Here is a 26860-nt window from a genome sequence, read left to right on the forward strand (position 1 = left end):
CGCTTGATTTTTTACATTTGCAAATATACATTTCAGTTTCTAAATACTTTCATAACAAATGGCTAAAAAAAGCACAATTCAGGTAGAAGGGGTAAATCAACATATTGTAAACTGGCTAAGGGAATACGCTGAAAAAGCCAAAGTAAATGGTTTTGTAATAGGGATTTCGGGCGGAGTTGATTCGGCCGTAACTTCAACGCTTTGTGCCCAAACCGGGCTAACAACCTTATGCATCGAAATGCCAATCCATCAGGATCCAACGCAGGTAAACAGAGGAAAAGAGCATATTGAACAATTGAAAAAGCGTTTTCCAAATGTTAAAAACAGCATCGCCGACCTCACTTCAGTTTTTGAAACATTTAAAACAGAAGTTCCCAATTCTGAGAACGAAGCGAAGCTTTATTTATCTTTAGCCAACACCAGAGCCCGATTACGAATGACCACTTTGTACTATTTTGCCGGAATCCATGGGCTGCTTGTAGCCGGAACCGGGAATAAGGTTGAGGATTTTGGTGTCGGTTTTTATACCAAATATGGTGATGGCGGTGTTGATTTGAGCCCGATTGCCGATCTGATGAAAAGCGATGTTTATGCTTTAGGGAAATATTTACAAATTCCGGAATCTATTCAAAAGGCAGCTCCAACGGATGGATTGTTTGGAGATTCACGAACCGACGAAGATCAGCTTGGTGCGAGTTATGATGAACTGGAATGGGCAATGCTTGAAGATGAAAGCAACAAAACCGCAGAAAGTTTTACAGGAAGGGAAAAGGATGTTTTTAATATTTATAAGAAATTAAATACGATAAATCAGCATAAAATGAACCCAATTCCTGTATGTATAATCCCAATAAATTTGAAAAAATCTTAATTTCTGTAGCGTTTTTCAATAATATTTTTTTAACTTTACAGTTAGAATTCTTATTAATTTTTATCAAATACCACAATTATGATAAATTTATGCATTGCTGATAACTTCCCCGTTGTACACTTTGGAATGAAGGCTTATTTCAAGGATCATCCTGAAATAAATGTCGTTTCAAACGTAGGTAATTTTTTTATGGTTCCCGATGCCTTAAGAAATAAAGAAATTGACGTCTTAGTCATTGATTTGGAATTAGATGGATTAAAAAGTATTTATGAAATCAAGTCAATCATTAAAAATTTCCCTAAAACTAAAGTTGTCATTTTTAGTAGCATGTCAGAGCACATCTATGCGCCAAATGCTATAAAGGCAGGTTGCGCAGGATATGTTCACAAGACATCAAAATTGGAAAATTTAGGTATAGCAATTGTCAAAGTTCACCAAGGCCAGACTATCCTAAATGAAGAGATCAAGAAAAACCTGGCTCTAATTGCTAAGCAGAACAAATCAGAACGTTTGTATCGCAAACTTTCCAATCGTGAAATCGAGGTACTGCGCTTTTTGAGCGATGGTAAGAAAAACAACGAAATAGCTAAAATTTTGAATCTTAACGAAAAAACCATAAGTACCTATAAGCTTCGTCTTTTGACCAAGCTGAACGTAACAAACCTGGTCGATCTTGTTAACAAAGCAAAAACGCTAGAAATCGTTTAAAAACTGAATCCCGCAGAAAGCGGGATTTTTTTATAGGATAATTTTAAAAATTTGAATATTACATTCCACTCCTAATGGCTTCAACAGGATCTAAACGTGAAGCTGAAACTGCAGGTAATATACCCGAAATCAATCCGATAATGGCTGCCAAACTTGTTCCTAGGATGATATTGCCTAAGCCAAGGACAAATTCAAAATCCAGTGCCTTGGTCAAAATCAGCGCAATAATCCACACCAAAAGCAACCCAATCATTCCGCCAATTACACAAAGGATAATTGCTTCGAATAAAAATTGGAAAAGGATGAATTTATTTTTCGCTCCCAATGATTTTTGAATGCCGATTAAATTGGTTCTTTCCTTTACGGAAACAAACATAATGTTGGCGATTCCGAATCCTCCCACCAAAAGTGAAAACAAACTGATAATCCAGCCTCCAAATTTCATATTCGAAATCACACCATCAATCATATCAGTAAAGCCTGAAAGCACGTTGATGAAAAAGTTATCTATTTCGCCCTGCTTCACACCTCTGAAATTACGTAATTTCTGCGAAATCTGGCCTTTCAATGCGTCCATATCAGTCCCTTTTTCAGGTTTTATCACAACAACCGGCAAGACATTTGGATTATTATCCCCGTAGTAACTCCTCAGAAAACTAGCCGGAAAAAAAGCAGAAGTATCATCGCCGCCGCCAATATCCATGCCCGAACCTTTCTTTTTGGTTACACCAATAACCGTAAAACGCTGGCCATACATTCGGATTGTTTTGCCAATTGGATCAACATTTTCAAACAACTGTTCTGCAATATCATGCCCTAAAACCACAACCTGCCTTCCCGAATTGGACTCAAGTTCATTAAAAAACCTGCCTTTGTCAAATTCCATTCGTTGGATATCCAAAAATTCTGAAGTCACGCCAACCATATTTACATTGGAAACGGTTTTCGATTCGTATTTTATGTTTTGGCTTCCGGTGAAATATTGAAAACAGGAATTTTCAACATCGGTCAATGAAGTTTTCAAATATTGATATTCTTCGTACTTAACGTTCGGGAATTGTTCCCTTTTCCAACGTGGAATATCACTTGGCCCAAAAGACTGGCTGGTCAAATAAATAGTGTTTTTGTCTAGCGTACTCAAATCCGCCTTGATTTTCCGGTCGAGCGAATCTACTGCTGCCAAAACTGCTATAATGGAAAAGATACCAATGGTTACGCCAAGCAGCGATAACATCGTCCGCAGTTTATTGTTGCGGAGCGCATTCATCGCAAAGGCAAAACTTTCTTTAAGCAGTCTTAAGTAGAGTAACATTTAGAGTTGTTTTATTAGACTTGGTAAATTTCAATAAAAATAATGAAAATCACTACTTTTTTCTGCATTCGGTTATTGGTGTGAAAAAATAAAATATTGTTACAAATCTTGCTTGAATTTTGGCTGTAAAAAAACTACTTTTGTTCGCTCAAACACAACTACAAAATGAGCACAACAAAAACAATCCAATCGGCATTGATTTCGGTCTTTTCAAAAGACGGTTTGGAGCCGATAGTTCGCAGACTACACGAACAAAATGTTACAATTTATTCTACTGGCGGAACTGAAGAATTCATCAACAATTTGGGAATTCCGGTAGTTCCTGTTGAAGAAGTCACTTCTTTCCCTGAGATTCTTGGTGGAAGGGTAAAAACCCTGCATCCGAAAATTTTTGGCGGAATTCTTAACCGTCAGGACAATGAAACCGATGTGGCACAAATGAAGGATTTCGAAATCCCACAGATTGATTTGGTCATTGTCGATTTATATCCTTTTGAAAAAACGGTAGCTTCGGGTGCCAGCGAACAGGATATTATTGAAAAAATTGACATTGGTGGAATTTCGTTGATTCGCGCTGCTGCAAAAAATTTCAAGGACACAGTTATCGTGGCTTCTGTAAATGAATATTCGCTTTTGCTGGATTATATTTCAACCCAAAACGGAGCGACGACTTTAGAACAAAGAAAACTTTTGGCATCTAAAGCCTTCCATGTTTCCTCCCATTATGACACGGCGATTTTCAATTATTTCAATGAAGATGAGACGTATTTCAAAACCAGCATTTCGGAAGGACAGATTTTGAGATATGGTGAAAACCCTCATCAGAAAGGGTTTTTCTTTGGGGAATTTGATAAAATGTTCAGCAAATTACACGGAAAGGAATTGTCTTATAACAATCTATTGGATGTTGATGCAGCGGTAAACCTGATTTTGGAATTCAAAAACAACGAACCAACTTTTGCCATATTAAAACACAACAATGCCTGCGGATTGGCAACAAGAAGCACGATGAAAGAGGCTTATATGGCAGCTTTGGCCGGTGATCCAACTTCAGCTTTTGGCGGAGTTTTAATTGCAAACGGTAAAATCGATTCGGCTACCGCCAGGGAAATAAACCCGCTTTTCTGCGAAGTTGTAATTGCACCAGGCTTTGATGAGGAGGCAATCGCCATTTTATCTGAAAAGAAAAACAGGATTATTTTGGTGCAGCACGATGTGGATTTGCCAAACAGCCAGGTAAGGACTTGCCTGAATGGTTTATTGGTTCAGGACAGAAATAACATAACCGACTCAAAATCAGACTTAAAAGCCGTTACAAATACAGCTCCAACCGAACAGGAAATCGACGATTTATTATTTGCATCAAAAATTTGTAAAAATACCAAATCAAATACGATTGTATTCGCAAAAAACAGTACATTAGTCGCATCAGGAACAGGTCAGACTTCTCGTGTTGATGCCTTGAAACAAGCTATTGAAAAAGCGCAAAATTTTGGCTTTGATTTGAATGGCGCAGTGATGGCGAGCGATGCCTTTTTCCCTTTTCCTGACTGTGTAGAAATTGCCCATAACGCAGGAATTACGGCTGTTATTCAGCCTGGTGGTTCGATAAAAGATGAGCTCAGCATTAATTTTTGTAATGAAAATAATGTTGCAATGGTATTTACCGGAACGCGTCATTTTAAACATTAATTTGTTTACCTTTGTGCGATAAAATTTTATAAACGTTAAACCCAAAATAATCTATGGGATTTTTTGATTTCATGACCGAGGACATTGCAATTGACCTTGGTACCGCAAACACTCTGATAATACACAACGACAAAGTCGTAATTGATAGCCCTTCAATTGTTGCTCGTGACCGAATATCGGGAAAAATTATCGCTGTTGGTAAGGAAGCCAACATGATGCAGGGAAAGACACATGAAAACATAAAAACCATACGTCCTTTGAAAGACGGGGTTATCGCCGACTTTGATGCATCCGAAAAAATGATTTCGATGTTCATCAAAAGCATTCCAGCCTTAAAGAAAAAAATGTTTACACCGGCACTTCGAATGGTGGTTTGCATCCCTTCCGGAATTACAGAAGTGGAAATGCGTGCAGTAAAGGAAAGTTGCGAGCGTGTAAACGGAAAAGAAGTATACCTAATCCACGAACCAATGGCTGCGGCAATTGGTATCGGCATCGACATCATGCAGCCTAAAGGAAACATGATTGTGGATATCGGTGGTGGAACAACAGAAATCGCTGTTATCGCTTTGGGCGGAATTGTTTGTGACAAATCTGTTAAGATTGCAGGTGACGTTTTCACCAATGATATCGTTTACTACATGAGAACCCAGCACAATTTATTTGTGGGTGAAAGTACTGCTGAAAAAATCAAGATTACCATCGGAGCTGCTACAGATGATTTGGAAACTCCACCAGATGACATGTCGGTGCAAGGTCGAGATTTATTGACCGGAAAGCCAAAACAGGTTGAAGTATCCTACAGGGAAATCGCAAAAGCCTTAGACAAATCCATCCAACGTATCGAAGATGCGATTATGGAAACCTTATCCCAAACACCACCGGAATTAGCTGCCGATATTTACAACACCGGTATTTATCTTGCTGGTGGAGGTTCGATGTTAAGAGGTTTGGACAAACGTATTTCCCAAAAAACAGACTTACCGGTTTACATTGCTGAAGACCCATTAAGAGCTGTTGTCCGTGGAACCGGAATGGCACTTAAAAATATTCCTAAATTCAGAAGTATTTTAATTAAATAATTAGCCTACGACACTAATTATTTTTTACCTTTATTTCGACGGATATTTATAACAAACTTTATACAGTTTAAAAATGCAGCAAATTTTTAATTTTATACTAAAAAACAGTAATCGCTTACTGTTTTTGCTGCTTTTGGTAATATCCGTTTCGCTCACAATCCAGTCGCATTCCTATCACAAAAGTAAAATCATCAGCTCTGCCAATTTCTTCACTGGTGGGATTTATGAAAAGATAAACAATATAGACGAATATTTCGGACTGAGGAAACAAAACGAAGAACTGGCACAGGAAAATGCGCGTTTGAAATCGATTTTGTTCAATCAGAAAGACACTACCAAACTTCCTCAGATTGATACCATACGAGGCGTTAAGAAAACAGATATCATTGTCTCGAAGGTAATCCACAACTCGTACAGCATTCAGGAAAACTTTATCACAATCAACAATGGTTCGGCCTCAGGTTTAAAACCAAACATGGGTGTAATCAACAGCGCCGGGATTGTTGGAATTGTCGACAAGACTTCTAAAAATTATGCAACCATCATCAGCGTGTTGAATGTCAATTCAAAAATCAACGCCAAAATCAAAAAATCAAATCACTTTGGTTCTTTGGTGTGGAATGGGAAAAGCACCGGCTTTGTCCAGCTGATTGACGTTCCGCGTTTGGCCGGAGTTCGAAAAGGCGACACCATCGTGACAGGAGGACAATCGATTGTTTTTCCTGAAAATATCGGAATTGGAACCATTGACAAGGTTTACATCGACAACGAGACCAATTATTATACGCTGGACATCAAATTATTTAATGACATGACTAACCTTGGGCATGTTTACATTATTAAAAATAAGGATGCGGCCGAAATCGAAAATTTAGAAAATCAAAACAAAAAAGATGAATAGCGCTTTGATATCCAATATTGCCCGGTTCATACTGTTGCTTGCTGCGCAGGTTTTGATCTTTAACCGAATTGATCTTTTCGGATTCATCAATCCGTTTCCTTATGTGCTTTTCATCATTCTTTATCCAGTCAACGGAAATAAAAGTGGTTTATTGGCCGCTAGTTTTTTCCTGGGCTTATTGATGGACATGTTCTGGAATTCTGGCGGCGTTCATGCTGCTGCCTGTTTGATCCTTGCCTATTATCGACCGGCCATCTTCAAATTTTCATTTGGTTTAAGTTATGAATACCAAACTGTTAAACTCAACGACGTATTGACTCCTGAACGGTTTTCGTTCATCTTGATTGCTGTTGTATTGCATCACTTTGTGCTGTTTGTTCTTGAGGTTTTCAAAATAAGTTTCCTTTGGGATATTTTGGTTCGTACCATTTTAAGCACTATTTTCACAATCATCACCTGCATTATCATCATCTACATTATTAAGCCAAGTAAGCGATGAGAAAAGTTTTGCTGCCTACAATCATTTTCGTTTGTACAATTTTACTTGTATTGCGGCTTTTTTACCTTCAGGTAATTGATGATTCCCTAAAACTGAAATCAGATAACAATGCCATCAAAATAAGCTACGATTATCCTGAACGCGGTTACATTTATGATAGGAATGGCCAGCTTTTGGTAGCCAATCAGCCTTCGTATGATATTATGGTCATCCCGAAAGATGTAAAGGATTTGGACACTACCGAGTTTTGTTCGTTGCTAAAAATCACCAAAGAAGACTTCCTTAAAAAAATTGCAAAAGCAAAAGTATACAGCCCAAGGCTTCCTTCGGTGTTCTTATCGCAGCTCAACAAAAAAGAATATGCAGCTTTTCAGGAAATAGAGCGAAAATTTAACGGATTCTATATCCAGAAGCGTGCGCTGCGTGATTATCAGGTGACTTTTGGTGCCAATGTATTTGGTTTTATCACTCAGGTAAATGATAAAATCATCGAAAAAAATCCGTATTATAAAAGTGGCGATTTAATTGGAAAGCAAGGAGTTGAAGAGAGTTACGAAGAATTTTTACGCGGAGTAAAAGGAGTAAAATACATCCAAAAAGATAAATACAACAGGGATATTGCTTCTTATAAAGAAGGGAAATTTGATACAATCGCCGTTCAGGGGAAAGACATCAACCTATCGATTGACGCTGAACTTCAGAAATATGGAGAGCAATTGATGATCAATAAACGTGGTGGAATCGTAGCCATCGAACCCAAAACAGGTGAAATCCTGGCTTTGGTAACGGCTCCGTCTTTCGACCCGGCTATCCTTGTGGGAAGGCAGCGTTCTAAAAATTATACGATGCTGTACCACGATTCCATAGCGAAACCATTGTACGACAGAGGATTGCTGGCAGAATACACTCCGGGTTCCCCTTTTAAAATCTTAACCGGTTTAGTGGCTTTACAGGAAGGTGCTATAGACGAAAATTTTTCGGTTAACTGCCATCACGGATTCAGCTACGCTCCAGGCCGTTTTATGAAATGCCACTGCCATGGAGGTGCCATGCAGCTTCATCGTGGGATTTACGAATCATGTAATACTTTTTTCTCTACTTCTTACATGAGGACTATTGACAAATACAACAATCCGCCAAAAGGTGTTGATGTATGGAGCAATCACCTGAAAAGTTTTGGCCTTGGGCAATTCATGGGCTATGATTTACCAACAGGGCGTAAAGGAAAGATACCAACTTCTAAAACCTATAAGAAAATGTATCCGGGTTGGGGTTGGTCGAGCAGGACGATTGTTTCGAATGCCATTGGTCAAGGGGAAGTTTTGATGACGCCAATCCAGTTAGCCAATATGATTGCAACAGTTGCGAATCGCGGATATTACTACACGCCTCACATCATCAAGAAAATCAAGGGTACGCCTATTGACAAGAGATTTACAACCAAGCATGTTACGACGATTGATAAGAAGTATTTTGAGCCAATGATTTCCGGATTATTTGACGTTTATAATTTTGGTACCGCTCACGGACTGAATGTTGAAGGAATTGACATTTGTGGTAAAACCGGAACCGCTGAGAACTTTGCAAAGATTAACGGAAAACGTGTGAAACTTCAGGATCACTCTATCTTCGTAGCATTTGCGCCTAAGGATAATCCAAAAATTGCAATTGCGGTCTTTGTTGAAAACGGATATTGGGGAGCACGTTGGGCTGGTCCTATTACGAGTTTGATGATTGAAAAATATATCAAAAAGAAAATTACCAGAACCGATTTGGAAAAACGAATGCTGGAAGGAAGCCTTGAGGCGGAATACAATAAATATTTAGCTAAGCCAATAATAGATACCTTAATCAAATCTAAAATTGATTCGGGAATAAAACCTTTGGCAGTAAAGCCTGAAATCAAATCAGAAAAGCCACAAATTAAACAAAAAGATACAGGAAATTAATTCCTAAGGAAAATGAAAAATCAGAGTGTAACAAATAATCTGGACTGGATAAGCATCACCATCTACATTCTATTAGTAATAATGGGCTGGCTGAATATTTATTCCTCTTCATTATCTTCCATTGCAGAAGAGACTTCGATTTTTGATTTTAGCCAGATTTATGGTAAGCAGTTTATGTTTATCATCCTTTCGATTCCATTGATATTTGTGGTTCTTTCAGTGGATGGAAAGTTTTATGAAAAGTTTTCCAGTGTAATTTATGTTATCGGATTGCTCTCGCTGGCTGGTTTATTTGTCTTTGGTAAAACCATCAAAGGACAGGCCAACTGGTATTCCTTCGGTTCTTTTGGATTGCAGCCATCTGAGTTTGTAAAAGCCGCTACGGCTTTGGCTTTAGCCAAATATTTAAGTGATGTCCAGGTCAACCTGAAGGACATGAACCGGCAGATCCAGGCATTGGGAATCTTATTTTTACCGATTTTATTGATTGTGCCTCACGATCCAGGAAGTGCCTTAATTTACAGCGTTTTCATTTTAATATTATATCGTGAAGGTTTGCCATCCTGGTATGTCTGGACCGGATTCATCGCCATTGTCCTGTTTGTTTTGTCCTTAATGATAAAACCTTTGATATTAACCGGAATTGCCGGTTTGGTAATTGTTTTTATTTATTACAGAAGCCGAATTATCAACAGGAACTGGATCCTAAGTGCCATCATATTTATAATGATTGGTGGTTTTGCCTTTTCGGTAGATTATGTCTTTACCAATGTTTTTAAACAGCATCACCGTGACCGTTTCAACATCCTGCTTGGAAAGGAAGTTGATATGAAAGGCATCGGATACAATACTAACCAATCCGAAATTGCAATTGGTTCCGGAGGTTGGTTTGGGAAAGGCTATCTTGAAGGAACACAAACCAAAGGTGGTTTCGTACCCGAACAGCACACCGATTATATCTTTACGACTGTTGGTGAAGAATGGGGTTTCCTGGGTTCTATTTTTGTAATTGCGCTTTTTGTCTGCCTGATTATGCGGATCATTTACCTCTCAGAACGACAGAAGACTAAGTTTAGCCGGGTCTATGGTTATTGCGTCGCCGGAATTCTATTCATACATTTCTTTGTAAATATCGCAATGGTTGCAGGGATTTTTCCAACCATCGGAGTTCCGCTCCCTTTCTTTTCATATGGAGGTTCCGGTTTGTGGGGCTTTACAATATTGCTGTTCATTTTCCTAAAAATGGACGCCAATAAAGTAAACGAATGGTAATTTAAACTTCAATTGGTTTTTTTAAATAATAGTTTCTGCCTACTTTTATTCTACTTAAAATAGAACGATTATGAAACTAAGATTCATCGCATTACTATTCCTGGCGCAAATTGTTCCGGCCATAGCACAAGAAGAAATCAATACAACAAAAGCTGTTGATACGATTGCACTAAAAACTGTAGCTGTTGAAGCAGTAGATGATTCTGCTGCCACAGAAGAAACTTCAAGGCTTACACCAGAACAAATCCTGGCAATTCAAAAAACAACCCTGCAAAATCAAAAAGAGGCCGAAAGAATTAAAGCCGAAGCGGAAGCTGCTGCCAAAGCAGTTGAGAAGGATCAAAGAAAACTGGAAAAGGAGTAACGTAAATTTGAAAGGGAACAGGAACGGATTGCGGATGCTGAAAAAGAAGTAATCAAGGCAAAGGAAAAAATGATAAAAGAAACTGCAAAGCTGGCAAAAATGTTGTCCAAATTAGACAAAAACAAACGAAAAGGAAAGCTGACCGAAATCGAAATCGAAAAGGAACACATCAGAATCAGCAAGCAGCAGATAGAGATTAGGGAACTTCACGAAGAGATTGACAAAGCCGAAAAGAAACTCAACAAGCTAAGAAGCTAACAAAAAAGCCACCAATTTACTCGGTGGCTTTTCTTTTCTATAACAAAATCAGATTATGATTTTACCAATTTATCTTTTTTCAATTTTGTTGTCAAACCTTTATTATTCTCAGATTGCAAATCATTTAGAATGTGAATCGCTTCTTCAATATAAATGTCTTTTGACAAACTTTCGTGCCATCTGTCGCGTTTCTCTTTCAATACCGAATCCTTGTTGGTCTCTTCAACTTCATAAGGAAGTGATTTGAACTCAAAGGCATTTTTATAGTCAACAATTGGTTTGTACTTTTTGTTTTTCTCATCCAATGCTTTTTGCTCAGCCTTGAATTTATCTATGTTTAAGCTATAAACATTTTCTTTATTTCGCTCATCAAGCCATTTCGCATTATCATCAATCAGGTTCATTTGCGCATTGTTGCTCATTCTTTCCCTGCTTTTTTGGATTGCCAAATCAAAGTTGTTTTGCTTATCCCAAATCTTGTAATCTGCAGCGTCAATTTTATCCCAAGGCATTGCATTGTCAATGTCCTTCTCTCCCATTTTCAAATAAGAATATCGGTCTGGGATTGCGATGTCACTCTTTACTCCCTCCAATTGGGTTGAACCACCATTGATTCTGTAGAATTTCTGGGTAGTAGTTTTCAATGCTCCTAAATCGCCGTAAGTACTTCCGCGAACAAACTGATTCAAATCAATTACATTCTGAACCGTTCCTTTTCCGTAAGATTGTTTGCTTCCGATGATAACGCCACGTTTGTAATCCTGGATTGCAGCTGCCAAAATCTCAGATGCAGAAGCGGAAAACTCATTAATCATAACTACTAATGGCCCGTCCCATTGTACTTTAGCATCTCTGTCGTACAAAACTTCTTTTTTACCTGCAGCAGATTTAATCTGAACGATTGGTCCTTGATTGATAAACAATCCGGCAATATCAACAACTGTTTTCAAAGAACCTCCACCATTATCACGAACATCCATCACGATTCCCTGTACGCCTTCCTTTTTCAAACGCTCTACTTCTAAAGCAACATCTTTTCCGGCATCACGGCTGTTTTGGTCTTCAAAATCGATATAGAATTTTGGCAGATAGATGATTCCGTATTTGTAACCATCTTTCTCAACAACGCTTGATTTTACATATGTTTCTTCAATTTCTACTTCATCACGGATGATGGTAATTACCTTGATGGTTCCGTCTTGTTTTTTTACTGTCAGACGAACTTCGGTTCCTTTTGGGCCTTTAATCTTTTTAACCACATCATCCAATCGCATGCCAACAACATCAACCGGTTCAGCATCAGCCTGTGCCACCTTAAGGACAACATCTCCGGCTTCCAGTTGTTTACCTCTCCATGCCGGTCCACCTGAAATTAATTCAGTGATTTCAGTAAAATCATTTTTCTTTTGTAAACGGGCACCGATTCCCTCCAATTTTCCACTCATGCTCACGTCAAATTTCTCTTTTTCGCTTGGGCCAAAATAAGAAGTGTGTGGATCAAAACGTGAAGCAATTGCATTTACATAAATGGAGAACCAATCTTCCCTATCCAAATCTTTGATAAAACTAAAGTTGTCGTTCAAGGAAGTTAGCGTACTTTCCCTGGTCTCTTTTTCTAGTTGATCATAGGTTTTTGGAGCTTGGTTTTTCTTTTTCTCTACGTCTGCAATAAATTTCTTTTCACCTTCCGGAGTAAGGTTTTCACCTTGGCTGGTTCTGTAATCCTTTAGTTTTTCGTCTAAGGATTTGTTTTTGTCTTTAACCAAATCCTCTTCCAATTTTTGTTTTTCAACCAGAGAAGACAACGTAGAAAGTTTCACCTGCAAACGCCATCTTTCCTTGAGTTCCTGAACATTTTTTGCATAAGGAAGCTTTTCGTAATCGGTGTTTATGGATTCCATTTTCTTGTAATCAAATGGTTTGTCCAAAGCGATTTTGTAATACTCTTTGGATTCATCCATCCTTTTCATCAATCTGGTATAAGTCAGATCGAAGAAAGTCAAATCCTTATTGATAATCTGGTCATCAATCTGGTTTTCATACTTGGCGAATTCATCAATGTCTGACTGCAGGAAGAAACGCTTAGAAGGATCTAATGCGTTCAGGTAATCCTTGTAAACACCTTTTGAAAATGTATCGTCAATTTTGGCCGGATTGTAGTGCCCTTTTTCGATAACAAATGTCAATAATTCAATCAACATTTTGTCTTTTTCAGGGTCAGATGATTTTTCTTTCGGCATGAAACTCCATAACCCAACTGCTAATCCTATTACAATTAGCAGGATTTTATAATTCCTTTTCATATATTGAATTAATTTATTCATTAAAATTTAATCTAAAGTAAACAAAAAACTAAGTCTAGGATTTCTCAATCAGATAAAGTTTTGTTAAAAATCGTTATTATCATTGATTTCACAAGACATAAAGGTCAAAGTTATAAAAACGATGCCATATTAAATCTTAAAAATAGTTTAATTTTGCAAAGCATTAGACGTACAAATACTGTGCTAGTTACACAATTTCAAAAATATGACAGTAAAGCCAACCATTTTAGTAACCAATGATGACGGAATCAATGCTCCGGGAATCCGTGCCTTAATTGATGTAATGTCCGAAATTGGCGATGTTATCGTGGTTGCACCTGACAGTCCGCAAAGTGCGATGGGCCACGCCATTACCATCAATAATACTTTGTACCTAAATAAGGTTTCAAGTGAAAATGCAGTAATTACTGAATATAGTTGCTCAGGAACTCCTGTTGATTGTGTAAAACTGGCAGTAAATGAGATTTTGAAAAAGAAACCCGACTTGTGTGTGTCGGGCGTGAACCACGGTTCGAATTCTTCCATCAATGTGATTTATTCCGGGACGATGAGTGCTGCTGTGGAAGCCGGAATTGAAAACATCCCGGCAATTGGATTCTCCCTTTTGGATTATTCCTGGAATGCCGATTTTGAAACAATTAAGCCCTTCATCAAAAAAATAGCCTTGGAAGTTCTGACCAAAAAATTACCTGAAGGCACCATCCTCAATGTCAATTTCCCAAAATTAAAAGCCAAGGAAATCAAAGGAATTAAGATTTGCCGTCAGGCGAAAGCCATCTGGATGGAAAAATTTGACAAAAGGCAGACACCTTATGGAAGGGATTATTATTGGCTGACGGGTGAATTTGTAAATCAGGACAAAGGTGAAGACACCGATGAATGGGCACTTTCACAGGGTTATATTTCCATTGTTCCTGTGCAATTTGACTTGACGGCACATCATGCAATTCAGCAACTCAATACTTGGAATTTATAGTTATGAGGTATTACATTATAGCAGGCGAAGCTTCGGGCGATTTACACGGTTCCAATTTAATGAAGGCTCTATACAAAGAAGATCCTGCAGCTGATATTCGGTTTTGGGGTGGCGATTTGATGCAGAATGTTGGCGGAACTTTAGTAAAACACTATCGGGAATTGGCTTTCATGGGATTTGCCGAAGTAGCAATGAACCTGAAAACCATTTTGAACAACATCAAATTTTGCAAAGCTGACATTGAAAAATTCAATCCTGATGTAATTATTTTCATTGATTATCCTGGCTTTAACATGCGTATTGCCAAATGGGCAAAGCAGAAAGGCATCAAAACCCACTATTATATTGCGCCTCAAATTTGGGCCTGGAAGGAAAACAGGATTAAAGCCGTCAAAAGTGATTTTGACAAACTGTTTGTAATACTGCCTTTTGAAAAAGATTTCTTTGAAGTAAAACATAATTTCCCTGTTGAATTTGTTGGGCATCCGCTAATTGATGCGATTCATAACCGTCCAAAAACAGGCGAAACTGCATTCCGAAAGGAAAATAATCTTGACCAAAGGCCAATCATTGCCATTCTTCCCGGAAGCAGGAAACAGGAAATTTCAAAAATGCTGAGCGTGATGTTGAGCATTGTATCCGATTTTCCGGATTATCAGTTTGTAATTGCTGGTGCTCCAAGCCAGGAATACCATTTTTACGAACAATTCCTGAACACCAAAAATGTAAAATTTGTCTCGAACAAAACCTACGATTTATTGAGCATTGCTACAGCTGCCTTGGTTACCTCGGGAACTGCTACTTTGGAAACAGCACTATTCAAAGTGCCGGAAGTAGTTTGCTACAAAGGAAGCTGGGCTTCTTATCAAATTGCAAAAAGGATCATTACGCTTAAATACATTTCATTGGTAAACCTAATCATGGATGAAGAAGTGGTTACTGAGCTTATCCAGGACAAATTCAATCCTAAAAATCTCAAAAAGGAACTTACAAAACTCTTGGACGATAACTACAGAAAGAATTTATTGGAAAAGTACGAAGCCCTGGAATTAAAGCTGGGAGGCATTGGCGCCAGTGAAAAAACTGCTAAATTAATCCTAAATGATTTGAGGTAAAATTTAATTTTTTATCTTTGCCCAAACCAAATTTCTTGAAACAGTACTTATTTACCATAGCACTCTTATTGTTGTTTACAGCCTGTAAGCCAACATCGTCGGCTATTATAACTTCCAAGGATGAGGCTTTGAGAAAGGGCATTTACTCGCAGCCTATATTGGTAAAAAACAATACGATTAAAAACAAAAAAAGCCCAAAACAATACGCTAACAAACAGGTTGTGGCTTTCCAAAACCCTAAAAAAATTGTCGGATTGAATGACCAAAATGCTTCTGATATTATCATCGAAGATAGCGACTCAAATTATTTGGTTGACCAGCTGATCAATACCGCTTCAGACAATTTAGGTGTAGGTTATCGCGGTGGCGGAACCACTAAAGATGGTTTTGATTGTTCGGGTTTGATGTATTCAACGTTTAAGAAATTTGATATTACGCTTCCCCGTTCCTCTTATCAAATGGCAGAAGTTGGAACTCCAGTTAATTTGGATAATGCAAAAAAAGGAGATTTAATCTTCTTTATCAATAGAGGCCAACACCGTATTAATCATGTTGGAATGATTGTAGAAGTAAAAGGTGATGATGTAAAATTCATCCATTCTTCTACACAAAGCGGCGTTATCATTTCCTCTTTAAAGGAATCCTATTACGACCGGACATTCAAGCAGATTAATAGAATCATACAATAATACCCCACATTAAATGAATTTTTGCGTAATTAAGATTATGTGAAAATTTTATTCTTCCCCTTAGCGCGGATTTTTATCGGATTTGTATTCGGACTGCTTTTGTTTCGGATGATACATCCTGATTGCCTTTTTATTTTTTGCAGTTTGGCACTAAGCATCACCGGACTTTTGATTACTTATTTTTATGGTAGAAAACATACTTTTCCCAAACTACTCTTTGGGCATTTTGTGATTTCCACTTCTATTTTAGTCGGAGTTTCAACAGCAATGGTTCACAAGGAAAATTCCAACCCAAAGCATTACACCAATCAAATCAATGATTATGAAAAACCGCGTTTTCTCGATTTACTGATTACAGAAAAATTAAAAAACACTTCAAAAAACATCCGTTATGTTGGGATTGTAAAAGGACTTGATGCTCAAACCAGTTGCGGGAAAGTTATCCTGAATCTTGCCAAAAAAGACAGCTCCATTCTTCCAAAAATTGGAAATCGGATACAGGTTAACGGAATCATTTTTAAAAACAAACCTCCGCTCAATCCAGACCTTTTTGATTACGGCAAGTATCTTGAAAATCAGGAAATCTATGCACAGGTTTATGCAAGGCACATTCGCATCGTAAAATATGAATCGGGATTGTGGTCAGGTTTTTCAAATTTCAGGGAAAACATCATTAAAAATTTGAGCAGGTCCAAAATAACCAAAGAAGAATTGAATGTCCTGAATGCTTTGATTCTTGGCCAGCAGCAGGACATCTCTCCCGAGATTTTAAAAGATTATCAATACGCAGGAGCTGTTCATGTATTATCGGTTTCGGGTTTGCATGTAGGTTTCATTTTATTGTTTATTACCTTTTTACTAAAACCGATTGGCAATTCCAGAAGAGGTTCCTTATTCAAATTGGTCCTAATACTTTTATCGCTTTGGGCTTTTGCAATTTTGACAGGTTTATCGCCATCAATTGTGAGGTCAGCGGTGATGTTTTCTTTTCTCGCCATTGGAACCCATTTGAGAAGAACGGTCAATATCTATCATACTTTATTGGTATCGATGTTGTTGATTTTATTGTTCAAACCTTCATTTTTATTTGACGTTGGATTCCAATTGAGTTATCTCGCTTTATTTTTCATTCTTTGGCTGCAGCCGATTCTGGCTAAAATCTGGGAGCCAGAAAATAAAATCATCAAATATTTCTGGGACATAATCACCGTTTCTTTTGCAGCTCAAATTGGAGCGATGCCATTGAGCATTTATTATTTCCATCAGTTTCCCGGATTATTTTTTGTAACCAATTTGCTGATTTTACCTTTACTCGGAATCATTATGGCTGTGGGTGTACTTGCAATCCTGATTGCCTGCTTTGGCGCAGTGCCTTATCTTATAGCAAAAACAATTGAATTCCTGATTCGTCTGCTCAATAACATCATTCATTGGGTTGCCTCAATGGATAATTTTGTTTTCAGGAACATTTCGTTTTCAAAAGAAATGCTGTTAGCATCTTATTTGGCAGTCATACTTATCATACTGTGGATTAAGAAACCCAAATTTAACCGACTGGCAATAGCTTTTCTAGGTATTGTGACACTCCAGGGCATTTTCATTTTCCAAAAGAGTGATACATCAAATAAAGAAGAATTGATCATTTTTAATTGCAGGAAAAACACAATAATTACCGAAAGAATTGGAAAGGATGTCACGATTTATAGCAATGACAGCATCCTCAAAGGCATCGATAACAATTTACTGATTCAATCGTATTTGGTTGGAAATTTTTGCCAGATTCGGAATAAAAAGAAATTGCAAAACCTGTTGTATTTCAAGAATCAAAAAGTGCTGATTATTGACAGCTCCTGCGTTTATACCAACGGAATCAATCCCGATGTTTTAGTTATCACTGCATCGCCCAAGTTGAATATTGACCGGCTTTTGAAAACCTTTAAGCCAAAGAAAGTAATTGTTGATGCATCAAATTACAAAAGTTATATCCGGCTTTGGGAAGCAAGCTGCAGGAAACAAAAAATCCCTTTTCACAATACTAATGAAAAGGGATTCTATAAGATTTAATTCCGTGGAATTATGATTTTTTTGGAGCGAGGATTTTGTCAGCTTCAGCAATCCAGGCATTTGGCCCACCAGCAACATAACCGGTTTTTCCAAGTTTTTCGAGGTTGATTTTTCCATCTTTCTTGCTTGCTTTTACAAACCAAACTGTTGGATATCCTTGTATCATGAAGGTCTGTTGCAATTCCTGGTTTTGTCTTTGGATTTCTGGTTGTTGTGGTGTTTGTCTTGGGTAATCCAATTCAACAAGGATTACATTCTTTTTTGCCCACTTTTCAAATTCAGGAGTTTTGAAAACTTCTTTTTGCAAACGCATGCACCAACCGCACCAATCACTTCCTGTGAAAAATAAAAACAATGGTTTTTTGGATTTTTTAGAAATCGCCATTGCTTTGTTCATATCTGTTTGCCAAGTTAGTTCCTGAGCCTGTATTGTCAACGAACCCAAAACTAAAAATAAGGTAATTGCTATTTTTTTCATTGTTGTAAATTTTTTCCAAATATAACAAAAAGAATGCCAAATAAATGCCAATTATCTGACTCCATGCATTAATTTTTTGATAACTGGCGACATTAATATAGACAAAAGTGCTATTGCGACAGAAATTATTGTCAAAAGCCAAAAGAAATAACTCAGGCCATGTTCATTGGCAATCTTATCTATATTCTCACCAAAAATACCTGCTCCTTTCATCCCAATTGCCACTGCCAGATACCAAACCCCAAACATAAAGGCAATCATTCGTGCAGGAACCAGTTTGCTTACATAAGATAATCCAACAGGTGAAATGCAAAGTTCACCCATTGTATAAAATAAATACACCAAAATCAACCAAACCATGCTTACTGAAGCCGTTTTGGCTCCAGGCTCAATTCCGGTTGCGCCAATTGCAACACATGCCATTCCTAATCCAAGGAACAACATTCCCATTCCGTATTTCACGTTTGCTCTTGGGTTGTATTTGCTTTCCCATAACTTAGAAAATAGTGGCGCCAATGAAATAATAAACAGGGAATTCAATGTTGAGAACCATGTCGCCGGAACTTCGGTAAGTGGTTTTGTCACTTTCTCAATTTTTAACAAATCAAGTGTTCCGTCGGAAAGCGACAGTACTCCCGCTGTGTAATAATCCTTTAGCAGCATCCAAATGGCGATGCTCCAGATGATGACAAAGCTCAGGCTCAGGATAATATTGGCTACAGCGTAATTTTTGAAAGTCTGCCTAAACATTTTCAGCATCAGCCAGGTTATGATGGCTAATGGCAGAACGGTGATTAGTGAGTTAACAACTAAAAAAATGGTACTCCAGTTTCCTTCCAAAACCCTGTTCGTATAATCTTTTGCAAAAATGGTTAAACTGTTTGGTGATTGTTCAAATATCGCCCAAAAGAAAATGGCAAGGAAAGCAAAGAACGTCACTGCCATCAATTTTTCGCGTGTGATTTTGGAATACTGTGTAAAACGGTAAACCAATAAAATAATGAATAGGATTAAGGCAGTCAGGATTGCGATTGCGTTTCCGTTTTCTCCCAAAAACGAAAAGACATCCACTTTCCCATCTGATATTTTTGAAGCTGGTGCATTGATTACCCAAAGCAGTCCTAACGTAACTGAAAGGCCTATTACAATTAACTGCCACGCAGTGAAAGGATTTCGGGTGTCATCATCTGAAATTGCTTTTTTTGCTTTTGATTCTTGGGTTGGTTTTAATCCGATGTCGCCAAAGATATTTTGGGACAGCCAAAACTGTATCATTCCGAAGAACATGAAAATTCCGGCCAGACCAAATCCATAACCCCAGCCTACTTTTTCGCCTAAATATCCGCAAAGCAGGATCCCGAAGAAAGCTCCGGCATTTACACCCATATAAAACAAGGTATAAGCTCCGTCTTTTTTCTCAGGTCGGTCTTTGTACATTTCTGAAATAATCGAAACCATATTCGGCTTGAAAAATCCGTTACCAAAAACCAATAAAACCAAACCTAAATAAATTGAAAAATGGGTTTCAACAGCCATCGCTGCGTGCCCCAATGTCATTAGAAAAGCTCCAACCATAACGGCCCAACGGAAACCAATGACCTTGTCGGCAAAATATCCTCCGAGCATTGTGGACAAATAAACCAATCCGACATAAGAACCAAATAGCGAGGAAGCTGTTTCCCTGGTCCATTCCCAACCACCATCAGCAAGTGTTGATGTCAGGAATAAAATCAATAAGGAACGCATTCCGTAGAATGAAAATCGTTCCCACATCTCTGTAAAGAATAAAACAAATAAACCCGCAGGATGTCCTAAAACGTTGCTTTTGAAATACTGATCTGTTGAATTTTCACTCATGATTTTATTATTTAACTCCCTGCATTAATTTTTTCAATATTGGTGTAGTAACAATTAAAATCAACCCGGCAATAAGGGCATAAACCGCTAAAAGATAATATCCTTCCGTATAAGATTCCAATTTAGACTGCAAAGTCGTTCCCGTATTGGAATCTGAAATTGCCGCACCTAATTTTCCTGCTGCCAATTGCCCAAAAGCGCTTGCCAAAAACCACAATCCCATCATCATCCCGAATAATCTTTTAGGCGAGAGTTTCGTTATGATTGACATTCCGATTGGACCAAGGCAAAGTTCACCGATGGTAGTTACAAAGTAAGCAAAGGTAAACAGGTTCAGTGAGGCGATTCCACCGATTGCAGAAAACTTCGTATAATAAAAAATGTAAAAGGAAGCTGAAAGGAATAAAAATCCGATTCCGAATTTGATTAAAGTATTCGGCTCGATTTTCTTTCTTGCCATTGCCAGCCATAGTAACCCTATTAAAGGACTAAGGACAACTACAAAGAGTGTATTGGAGCTGTTGTTCACCGCATTTGGGTCGATGGTAAAACCAAGTAAATTGCTGCTAAGATTGTCTTTGGCAAACAAAGATAAGGAACCACCACTTTGTTCATAAATAGCATTGAATACAAAATAAAAGAAGATGAATATGAAAGCTGCCAATAGTTTTTTCTTAGCGCTGCTATCAATTGTTTTGAAGACTTCATACCCAAAATAACCTAATGCAATTGCTCCGATGGTATACATAAAATAATCCGTATAATCGGTATTTTTTACCATGATGAAAATGAACGGTATGGTTAACAATGAGCCAATGTAAACTGCAATTTCCCTGAATTTTCTTTTGGATTCCGGAAGGTTTAATAATGGCGACTGGCCAATTGGCCCAAGGTATTTTTTAGTAAACATAAATGTCAGTAAACCAAAAGCCATCACAATTGCCGCCGAAAGGAAACACAACTGCCAGGAATAATATTTCCCTAAATAAATACATAATATTCCGCCTAAAAATCCTCCAACATTAATACCTGCATAGAACAAACCATAACCGGCGTCACGCCTTGGGTCTTTTTCATCATACAATTCACCAACCATTGAAGAAATATTCGGCTTGAAGAAACCCGTTCCAATGATCGAAAATGCCAGACCATAGTAGAACATGTCTTTGGGTGCAAAGGCAATCAACAAGTTGCCCAGTATCATCACAATCCCACCAAAAAACAAGGATTTCCTGAATCCCAAAATCTTATCGGCAAAGATTCCGCCAATGAATGTAAAGGCATAAACGAACGCCTGGATTGCTCCATACTGCAGGTTTGCCGCTGATTCGCCCAACAATAACTGATCAACCATAAAAAAGGTAAGCACGCCACGCATTCCGTAGAAGCAGAAACGTTCCCACATTTCAACCGTAAATAAGTACCATAATTGTTTTGGATATTTTCCTTCGAAGTTTTGGATTTGGTCTAAAGAGAATTCTTCTTTCATAAATGTATTAATTAAAAAACCTCCAAGTAGTCTTGGAGGTTTGAAAGATATAAAAATATTTTAGAATAATGACTAGCGAACGCCGTGCATCATCTTTTTCAATTTTGGTGTCAATGCCATAAGGATTACAGCCGCAAGACCTGTTAAAATAACGAATACCATAAAGAATTCGAAAAGGTTATGGATTTCAAAACCGGCAAAAACAGGATAATGATCAGATATTTGATTATCAGCCAATACCTTTAACTGTTCCGCTGTTGGAGTTACTTTTTTATCCAAAATAGATTGCAAATCGATTCCAAGTTCTTTGGCTTTTACAAACTTATCACCAGTTGCAGGAAGGATAGAACCTAATGTTCCTGCCAAAGCGTAACCCGATGCATTTGACAAGAAGAATACTCCATATAATAATGAAGAGAAACGTTTTGGAGATAATTTACCTACCAATGACAATCCGATTGGAGACAAACAAAGCTCCGCACAAGTCTGGATTAAATATAAAAGGATCAACCATTTAATAGCTAAAAGCCCACTGTTACCTAAATCTTTTACATTGTAAGCAATGATGAAGTAACTCAAAGCGATTAATCCCAAACCAACTGCCTGTTTTGCAGGAGAAATTGGCTCTCTGTCCTTGCTTCTTAAATAATCCCAAAGCATACTGAACGGAACCGCAAAAGCAACAACGAACAATCCGTTGAAGATTTGAACCATCGATGGCGGCATATTGTAGCCAAAGAAATTACGGTCGCACTGATTATCTGCGATGAACGTTAGCGACGATCCAGCTTGTTCAAAAGCAGCCCAGAAGAAAATGATGAAGAAGGCAACGATATAAATTACAAAGATTCGGTCTCTTTCCACTTTTGTCAATGAACTGTCCGAAACGATTAATCCTGCTAATGTTAAACCGCTAGAGTATATTAAAGAGTAAATAAAGTTTTGTCCAAAACCGTAATGGAAAACCAATCCTAAGGCAAAGAAAGCAACTACAGCTCCAATCAAAGCTTTTTGGGAGAAAACCGCTTTTTGTGATTCTCCTTCTTCATAATCCTCAGAAACATTGTGTTTTGGCAAACCTCCTAATGGTCGTCCTTCCGGAGTAACTACATATTTATTCTTAAGCATGTAAAACACCGCAGTTCCAATTAACATTGCTGTTGACGCTGCAAGGAATCCCCATTTGAAAGCATGGATATCCCTGATTCCTGCTTCGTTCTTCACGTCACCTACGATTGGGCAGATTAATTGTCCAAGGAAAGCTCCAAGATTAATCCCCATATAGAATATTGTAAAGGCTGTATCCAATTTTGATTTCTCTTGTTTTGGGTACAAACTACCCACCATTGAAGAGATGTTTGGTTTGAAAAATCCGTTACCAAAAATGATGATTCCCAATGCTGACCACATTAACGTAGTTGCCAGTCCGATATTATCACCAAAAACGCTTGCGCTAAAAAACAGCAGCAACTGCCCTATCGCCATCATCAATCCTCCGAGCATGATGCAGTTCCTGTTTCCGAAAAAACGGTCAGAAATAAATCCACCCAACATTGGCGTTAAATAACAAAGTCCTAAGAATCCTCCATAAATAAGGGAAGCTTCCTCTTCTTTCATCATTAGGGAATTCACAAGGAATAAGGTTAGGATGGCGCGCATTCCGTAGAAGTTGAATCGCTCCCACATTTCTGTTCCGAATAATACCCAAAGTCCTTTTGGATGTCCTGTTTTTACAGCTGTTTCACTCATATTAAATTATTTTAGGTTGGTTTTGAATCGTTTAGATTTCTTTATAAAAACCGTCAATTTTAGTGAAAAAATTACACATAACAGCACTTTTTTATGTTAAATGCAATTTTTAAGAGTTTTTGGCTTTTGAAAAAGATTGGAAATTTGGGAAGATGCCAAACCGTAGCATCAATTAGGTGAATTATTTACAAAGTTTTTTGATGACCTCTTTAGCATATTCCTTACCTAGTATCATCGACATAGTCCAATCGCGGCAGGCGTCTTCTTTTTGCCCTATGTTGTATTTTGAATAACCTCTTACAAAATAGGCGTGGGCATATCCCGGATCAAGCTGAATGGCTTTATTTAAATCTTCGATTGCTTTGCCATAATCCCTTAGCCTGTCCTCAACAATACCTCTGGCGCAATAGTTGTCTGCGCTTGGATCCAATTCAACTGCTTTTTGAAAATCTACCAAAGCTTCGTGGATTTTTTCCATATACAAATAGGTATAACCCCGATAGGAATAATTTTCAACATATCTCGGATTTAGTTTTATGGATTTGGTAAAGTCTTTAATGGCTTCGGCATTGTCTTCCAACTGGTATTTTGAAACACCTCTATAAAAATAAGTCAGCGAATTGAGCGAATCTTTTTCAATGGCTTTGTCAAATTCCGGAATGGCTGCTTTATAGTCCTTAGATTTGGCTTTATCAACTCCGCGGTTGATGTATTCCAAAGCTGTCTGTGAATGCGAAACGAATCCCAGTAAGGAAATAGTGATTAGGATGATTTTCTTCATGATGAGTGATGATATATAATGACAAACGCGAAACTAAGGGATTTATTACATACTTAAACAAAGTATAAATAAAAAAAACCGCTTTCCTGAATTGGATGTTTTATCAAAGCGAGCTAAAGCTCGCGTACCTGACTGCCACCGGCAGTCCTCCTCTTAATCTCAAATCTCCAGGAATCGAACAAGTGACACATGGATTTGGTATAAAAAAACAAAACCCGAACTTATCGTTCGGGTTTTGTTGTGGTACCTCCAGGAATCGAACCAGGGACACATGGATTTTCAGTCCATTGCTCTACCAACTGAGCTAAGGTACCTTGCTTTGTAGCGGGTGCAAATATAGGATGATTTTTAATTTATCCAAAACAAATAATAAAAAAAATCTATTCGTAACTTTGAACCTCAAAAACATTCCTATGCTTTTAACCATTGATGTTGGAAACACCCGAATCAAAGCTGCTGTCTTTGAACAGGATAGACTTGTGGAGTTTTTTATTTTTACCAAAGAAGAACTTTTAAACCAGCTTGAAAATATTTTAAATAAGCATCCAAAAATCAAAAATCTGGTGGTTGCTTCAGTAGGAAATGTGGCAAAAGAGCAATTCTTATCCGTTAAGGATAAGCTCGAAATCCATTTTATAACCCACGAAAGTAAATTTCCGTTCACCAACTTATACAGCACTCCGGCAACACTCGGAATTGACCGCATGGTTTTGGCAACTGCAGCGGTTTTGCAATTTCCAAATCAAAACAGGCTTGTTGTTGGCGTTGGAACCTGTGTTACCTATGATTTCATTGATGCCAATGACAACTATCTTGGTGGTGCCATTTCACCGGGAATAAGGCTGCGTTATGAATCGATGCATCAGCAAACCGCTAAATTGCCTTTGCTCGACAAAAAATATCCTGAAAACTTCATTGGAAATTCTACTCAGGAATCCATTCATTCGGGCGTAATTAATGGGATTGCCCTCGAAATTGATGGGTTTATTAAACTGTACAAAACCCAATACGCTAAATTTATCATAATTTTAACTGGTGGCGACGCAGAATTTTTGGCTAAGAGATTAAAAAATACCATATTTGCCAATTCAAATTTTCTGCTGGAAGGTTTGAACCAAACATTTCAATACAATCAAAAATGATTAAAAAAGTTATAGTAAGCATATGTTTACTTTTTTCATTGGCAATTTTTGCTCAAGAAGGAACGTCTTCCCCATATTCTTTTTACGGAATCGGTGATATTAAATTTAAAGGAACAATAGAAAACCGTTCTATGGGTAGTATTTCGGTTTTGCCGGATAGCATCCACCTAAACATCCAGAATCCTGCTCATTTTGCCAGTTTAAAACTGACCAGCTTTACCATTGGAGGAACCTATGCCAATACCAAATCTGTAACGGAATCCCAGGAAGCTAAGGCAAGAAGGACTTCATTAGATTATTTAGCGTTTGGAATTCCGGTTGGAAAGAAGTTAGGAATTGCATTTGGACTTGTTCCTTATTCGTCTCTTGGTTATAAAATTGGAAAAATAAAGCACGATATTGTTGGCACTGATACCATCCGCAGCATTTATTCGCAGTATAGCGGAATTGGCGGTGTCAATAGGGTTTTTGTTGGTTTTGGATATAAGCTTACAAAGAATCTTAACTTTGGTGCAGACATTCAGTATAACTTTGGAACCATTGAAACCAAAAACCTTAAATTTCAAAATGATTTACAATATGGCTCAAGAGAAATCAATACTTCCGATTTAAGAGGAGTGAACTTTGATTTCGGATTGGCTTATCAGACAAAAACAAGTACAAAACACACTTTTTTCAGCAGCATTGCCTATACTCCGCAATCCGAGCTGACATTAGGCAATTCGCGTGAAATTCAATTGATACAGTTTTTGAGTTCGAGTGCCATACAAACCATCGAATCGCAGGATGTTCCTGTAGCTGACACCAAAATCAAGCTTCCTTCGAAACTTACCATTGGTGCCGGTTTTGGCGAAATAAAAAAATGGTCTGTTGGTGGAGAAGTGAGTTTTATCAAGAATAGCGTAATGTCCAATCGTTTTGACGACATTGATGAAGCCGGAAGGACTTCGTTTGAAAACTCTATCCGTTACAGCATTGGTGGTTTTTATATCCCGAACTATAACTCCTATTCGAACTACTACAAAAGAGTGGTTTACCGTGGAGGTTTGCGTTATGAAAATACCGGTTTAGTCATCTTGGACAAATCAATAAATGACTTTGCAGCCAATGTTGGTCTAGGTTTGCCTTTGGGTGGAATTTTCTCAAACATAAATGTTGGACTTGAAATTGGAAAAAGAGGCACAAAATATTATAACTTAGTAGAGGAAAACTATGTTAACATAAGCGTAGGTTTATCCTTAAGCGATAGATGGTTTGTGAAACGTAAATTCGACTAAAACTAAAACGT

Annotated in this window: 23 protein-coding genes and 1 tRNA gene; 16 read left to right on the forward strand and 8 right to left on the reverse strand. The window is 37.8% G+C overall.

Annotation, left to right across the window (positions count from 1 at the left end; all coding sequences use genetic code 11):
- The first annotated feature begins 58 nt into the window (after window positions 1-58).
- Together nadE and L1S31_RS01720 are read left to right on the forward strand one after the other, a co-directional pair.
- Window positions 59-871 (forward strand): NAD(+) synthase, encoded by an 813-nt coding sequence (gene nadE / locus L1S31_RS01715; protein ID WP_236461257.1) that lies wholly within the window; start codon window positions 59-61, stop codon window positions 869-871.
- A gap of 78 nt (window positions 872-949) precedes the next feature.
- Window positions 950-1579 carry a response regulator transcription factor gene (locus tag L1S31_RS01720; RefSeq protein ID WP_236461259.1) on the forward strand — a complete coding sequence of 210 codons (630 nt, stop codon included), beginning with the start codon at window positions 950-952 and terminating at the stop codon, window positions 1577-1579.
- 58 nt (window positions 1580-1637) lie between these two features.
- Here the strand turns inward: L1S31_RS01720 and L1S31_RS01725 are convergent, their stop codons facing one another.
- Entirely contained in the window at window positions 1638-2891 is a 1254-nt protein-coding gene (locus tag L1S31_RS01725; protein WP_236461261.1) for an ABC transporter permease, read from the reverse strand.
- 165 nt (window positions 2892-3056) lie between these two features.
- Here L1S31_RS01725 and purH point away from each other — a divergent pair, with 165 nt between their 5' ends.
- From purH to L1S31_RS01765, 8 genes are all read left to right on the forward strand, one after another.
- Complete coding sequence (gene purH, locus L1S31_RS01730) at window positions 3057-4583, forward strand: bifunctional phosphoribosylaminoimidazolecarboxamide formyltransferase/IMP cyclohydrolase (RefSeq protein WP_236461263.1); 1527 nt, start codon at window positions 3057-3059, stop codon at window positions 4581-4583.
- A gap of 53 nt (window positions 4584-4636) precedes the next feature.
- The gene (locus L1S31_RS01735; RefSeq protein ID WP_121312631.1) at window positions 4637-5665 is read left to right on the forward strand and encodes a rod shape-determining protein; all 1029 of its coding nucleotides are present in this window, start codon (window positions 4637-4639) and stop codon (window positions 5663-5665) included.
- Between the two features lie 73 nt (window positions 5666-5738).
- Window positions 5739-6566, forward strand: coding sequence for a rod shape-determining protein MreC (gene mreC / locus L1S31_RS01740; RefSeq protein ID WP_236461265.1), 828 nt, complete (start codon window positions 5739-5741; stop codon window positions 6564-6566).
- Window positions 6559-7065: a rod shape-determining protein MreD gene (locus L1S31_RS01745; protein WP_236461266.1), complete on the forward strand. Its 507-nt coding sequence runs from the start codon at window positions 6559-6561 to the stop codon at window positions 7063-7065. The genes mreC and L1S31_RS01745 overlap by 8 nt, the downstream gene beginning before the upstream one ends.
- Window positions 7062-9014: a penicillin-binding protein 2 gene (gene mrdA, locus L1S31_RS01750; protein WP_236461269.1), complete on the forward strand. Its 1953-nt coding sequence runs from the start codon at window positions 7062-7064 to the stop codon at window positions 9012-9014. The genes L1S31_RS01745 and mrdA overlap by 4 nt, the downstream gene beginning before the upstream one ends.
- A gap of 12 nt (window positions 9015-9026) precedes the next feature.
- The gene (gene rodA / locus L1S31_RS01755) at window positions 9027-10286 is read left to right on the forward strand and encodes a rod shape-determining protein RodA (RefSeq protein ID WP_236461270.1); all 1260 of its coding nucleotides are present in this window, start codon (window positions 9027-9029) and stop codon (window positions 10284-10286) included.
- Between the two features lie 70 nt (window positions 10287-10356).
- Window positions 10357-10650 (forward strand): hypothetical protein, encoded by a 294-nt coding sequence (locus tag L1S31_RS01760; protein ID WP_236461272.1) that lies wholly within the window; start codon window positions 10357-10359, stop codon window positions 10648-10650.
- 69 nt (window positions 10651-10719) lie between these two features.
- Window positions 10720-10908: a hypothetical protein gene (locus tag L1S31_RS01765; protein WP_236461274.1), complete on the forward strand. Its 189-nt coding sequence runs from the start codon at window positions 10720-10722 to the stop codon at window positions 10906-10908.
- A 53-nt stretch (window positions 10909-10961) separates the two neighbouring features.
- Here the strand turns inward: L1S31_RS01765 and L1S31_RS01770 are convergent, their stop codons facing one another.
- The gene (locus L1S31_RS01770) at window positions 10962-13232 is read right to left on the reverse strand and encodes a carboxy terminal-processing peptidase (RefSeq protein WP_236461276.1); all 2271 of its coding nucleotides are present in this window, start codon (window positions 13230-13232) and stop codon (window positions 10962-10964) included.
- A gap of 205 nt (window positions 13233-13437) precedes the next feature.
- Between L1S31_RS01770 and surE the strand changes: the two genes are divergently transcribed.
- The 4 genes from surE to L1S31_RS01790 all read left to right on the forward strand — a co-directional run bounded on the left by surE (window position 13438) and on the right by L1S31_RS01790 (window position 18076).
- Window positions 13438-14208 (forward strand): 5'/3'-nucleotidase SurE, encoded by a 771-nt coding sequence (gene surE, locus L1S31_RS01775; protein ID WP_236461278.1) that lies wholly within the window; start codon window positions 13438-13440, stop codon window positions 14206-14208.
- Between the two features lie 2 nt (window positions 14209-14210).
- Window positions 14211-15323, forward strand: a complete 1113-nt coding sequence (gene lpxB, locus L1S31_RS01780) for a lipid-A-disaccharide synthase (RefSeq protein ID WP_236461281.1) — start codon at window positions 14211-14213, stop codon at window positions 15321-15323.
- Window positions 15324-15358: 35 nt separating this feature from the next.
- Window positions 15359-16012, forward strand: a complete 654-nt coding sequence (locus L1S31_RS01785; RefSeq protein ID WP_236461283.1) for a C40 family peptidase — start codon at window positions 15359-15361, stop codon at window positions 16010-16012.
- Window positions 16013-16156: 144 nt separating this feature from the next.
- Window positions 16157-18076 (forward strand): ComEC/Rec2 family competence protein, encoded by a 1920-nt coding sequence (locus L1S31_RS01790; protein ID WP_236461284.1) that lies wholly within the window; start codon window positions 16157-16159, stop codon window positions 18074-18076.
- A gap of 10 nt (window positions 18077-18086) precedes the next feature.
- On the opposite strand, the gene L1S31_RS01795 is transcribed toward L1S31_RS01790, so the two are convergent.
- From L1S31_RS01795 to L1S31_RS01820, 6 genes are all read right to left on the reverse strand, one after another.
- Window positions 18087-18554, reverse strand: a complete 468-nt coding sequence (locus tag L1S31_RS01795) for a thioredoxin family protein (RefSeq protein ID WP_236461287.1) — start codon at window positions 18552-18554, stop codon at window positions 18087-18089.
- 51 nt (window positions 18555-18605) lie between these two features.
- Window positions 18606-20411, reverse strand: coding sequence for a peptide MFS transporter (locus L1S31_RS01800; RefSeq protein ID WP_236461289.1), 1806 nt, complete (start codon window positions 20409-20411; stop codon window positions 18606-18608).
- A gap of 7 nt (window positions 20412-20418) precedes the next feature.
- Window positions 20419-21900 carry a peptide MFS transporter gene (locus L1S31_RS01805; protein ID WP_236461291.1) on the reverse strand — a complete coding sequence of 494 codons (1482 nt, stop codon included), beginning with the start codon at window positions 21898-21900 and terminating at the stop codon, window positions 20419-20421.
- A gap of 72 nt (window positions 21901-21972) precedes the next feature.
- The gene (locus L1S31_RS01810; protein WP_236461293.1) at window positions 21973-23649 is read right to left on the reverse strand and encodes a peptide MFS transporter; all 1677 of its coding nucleotides are present in this window, start codon (window positions 23647-23649) and stop codon (window positions 21973-21975) included.
- Window positions 23650-23830: 181 nt separating this feature from the next.
- Window positions 23831-24430, reverse strand: a complete 600-nt coding sequence (locus tag L1S31_RS01815) for a tetratricopeptide repeat protein (protein ID WP_236461294.1) — start codon at window positions 24428-24430, stop codon at window positions 23831-23833.
- A gap of 241 nt (window positions 24431-24671) precedes the next feature.
- Window positions 24672-24744 (reverse strand) — tRNA-Phe (locus L1S31_RS01820).
- A 99-nt stretch (window positions 24745-24843) separates the two neighbouring features.
- On the opposite strand from L1S31_RS01820, the gene L1S31_RS01825 reads away from it, so the two are divergent.
- The gene (locus tag L1S31_RS01825) at window positions 24844-25572 is read left to right on the forward strand and encodes a type III pantothenate kinase (RefSeq protein WP_236461298.1); all 729 of its coding nucleotides are present in this window, start codon (window positions 24844-24846) and stop codon (window positions 25570-25572) included.
- Window positions 25569-26849, forward strand: a complete 1281-nt coding sequence (gene bamG / locus L1S31_RS01830) for a BamG family beta-barrel-assembly machinery protein (protein WP_236461301.1) — start codon at window positions 25569-25571, stop codon at window positions 26847-26849. The genes L1S31_RS01825 and bamG overlap by 4 nt, the downstream gene beginning before the upstream one ends.
- Window positions 26850-26860: the final 11 nt, after the last annotated feature.

Source organism: Flavobacterium wongokense (genome assembly GCF_021608265.1).
Classification (GTDB): Bacteria; Bacteroidota; Bacteroidia; order Flavobacteriales; family Flavobacteriaceae; genus Flavobacterium; species Flavobacterium wongokense.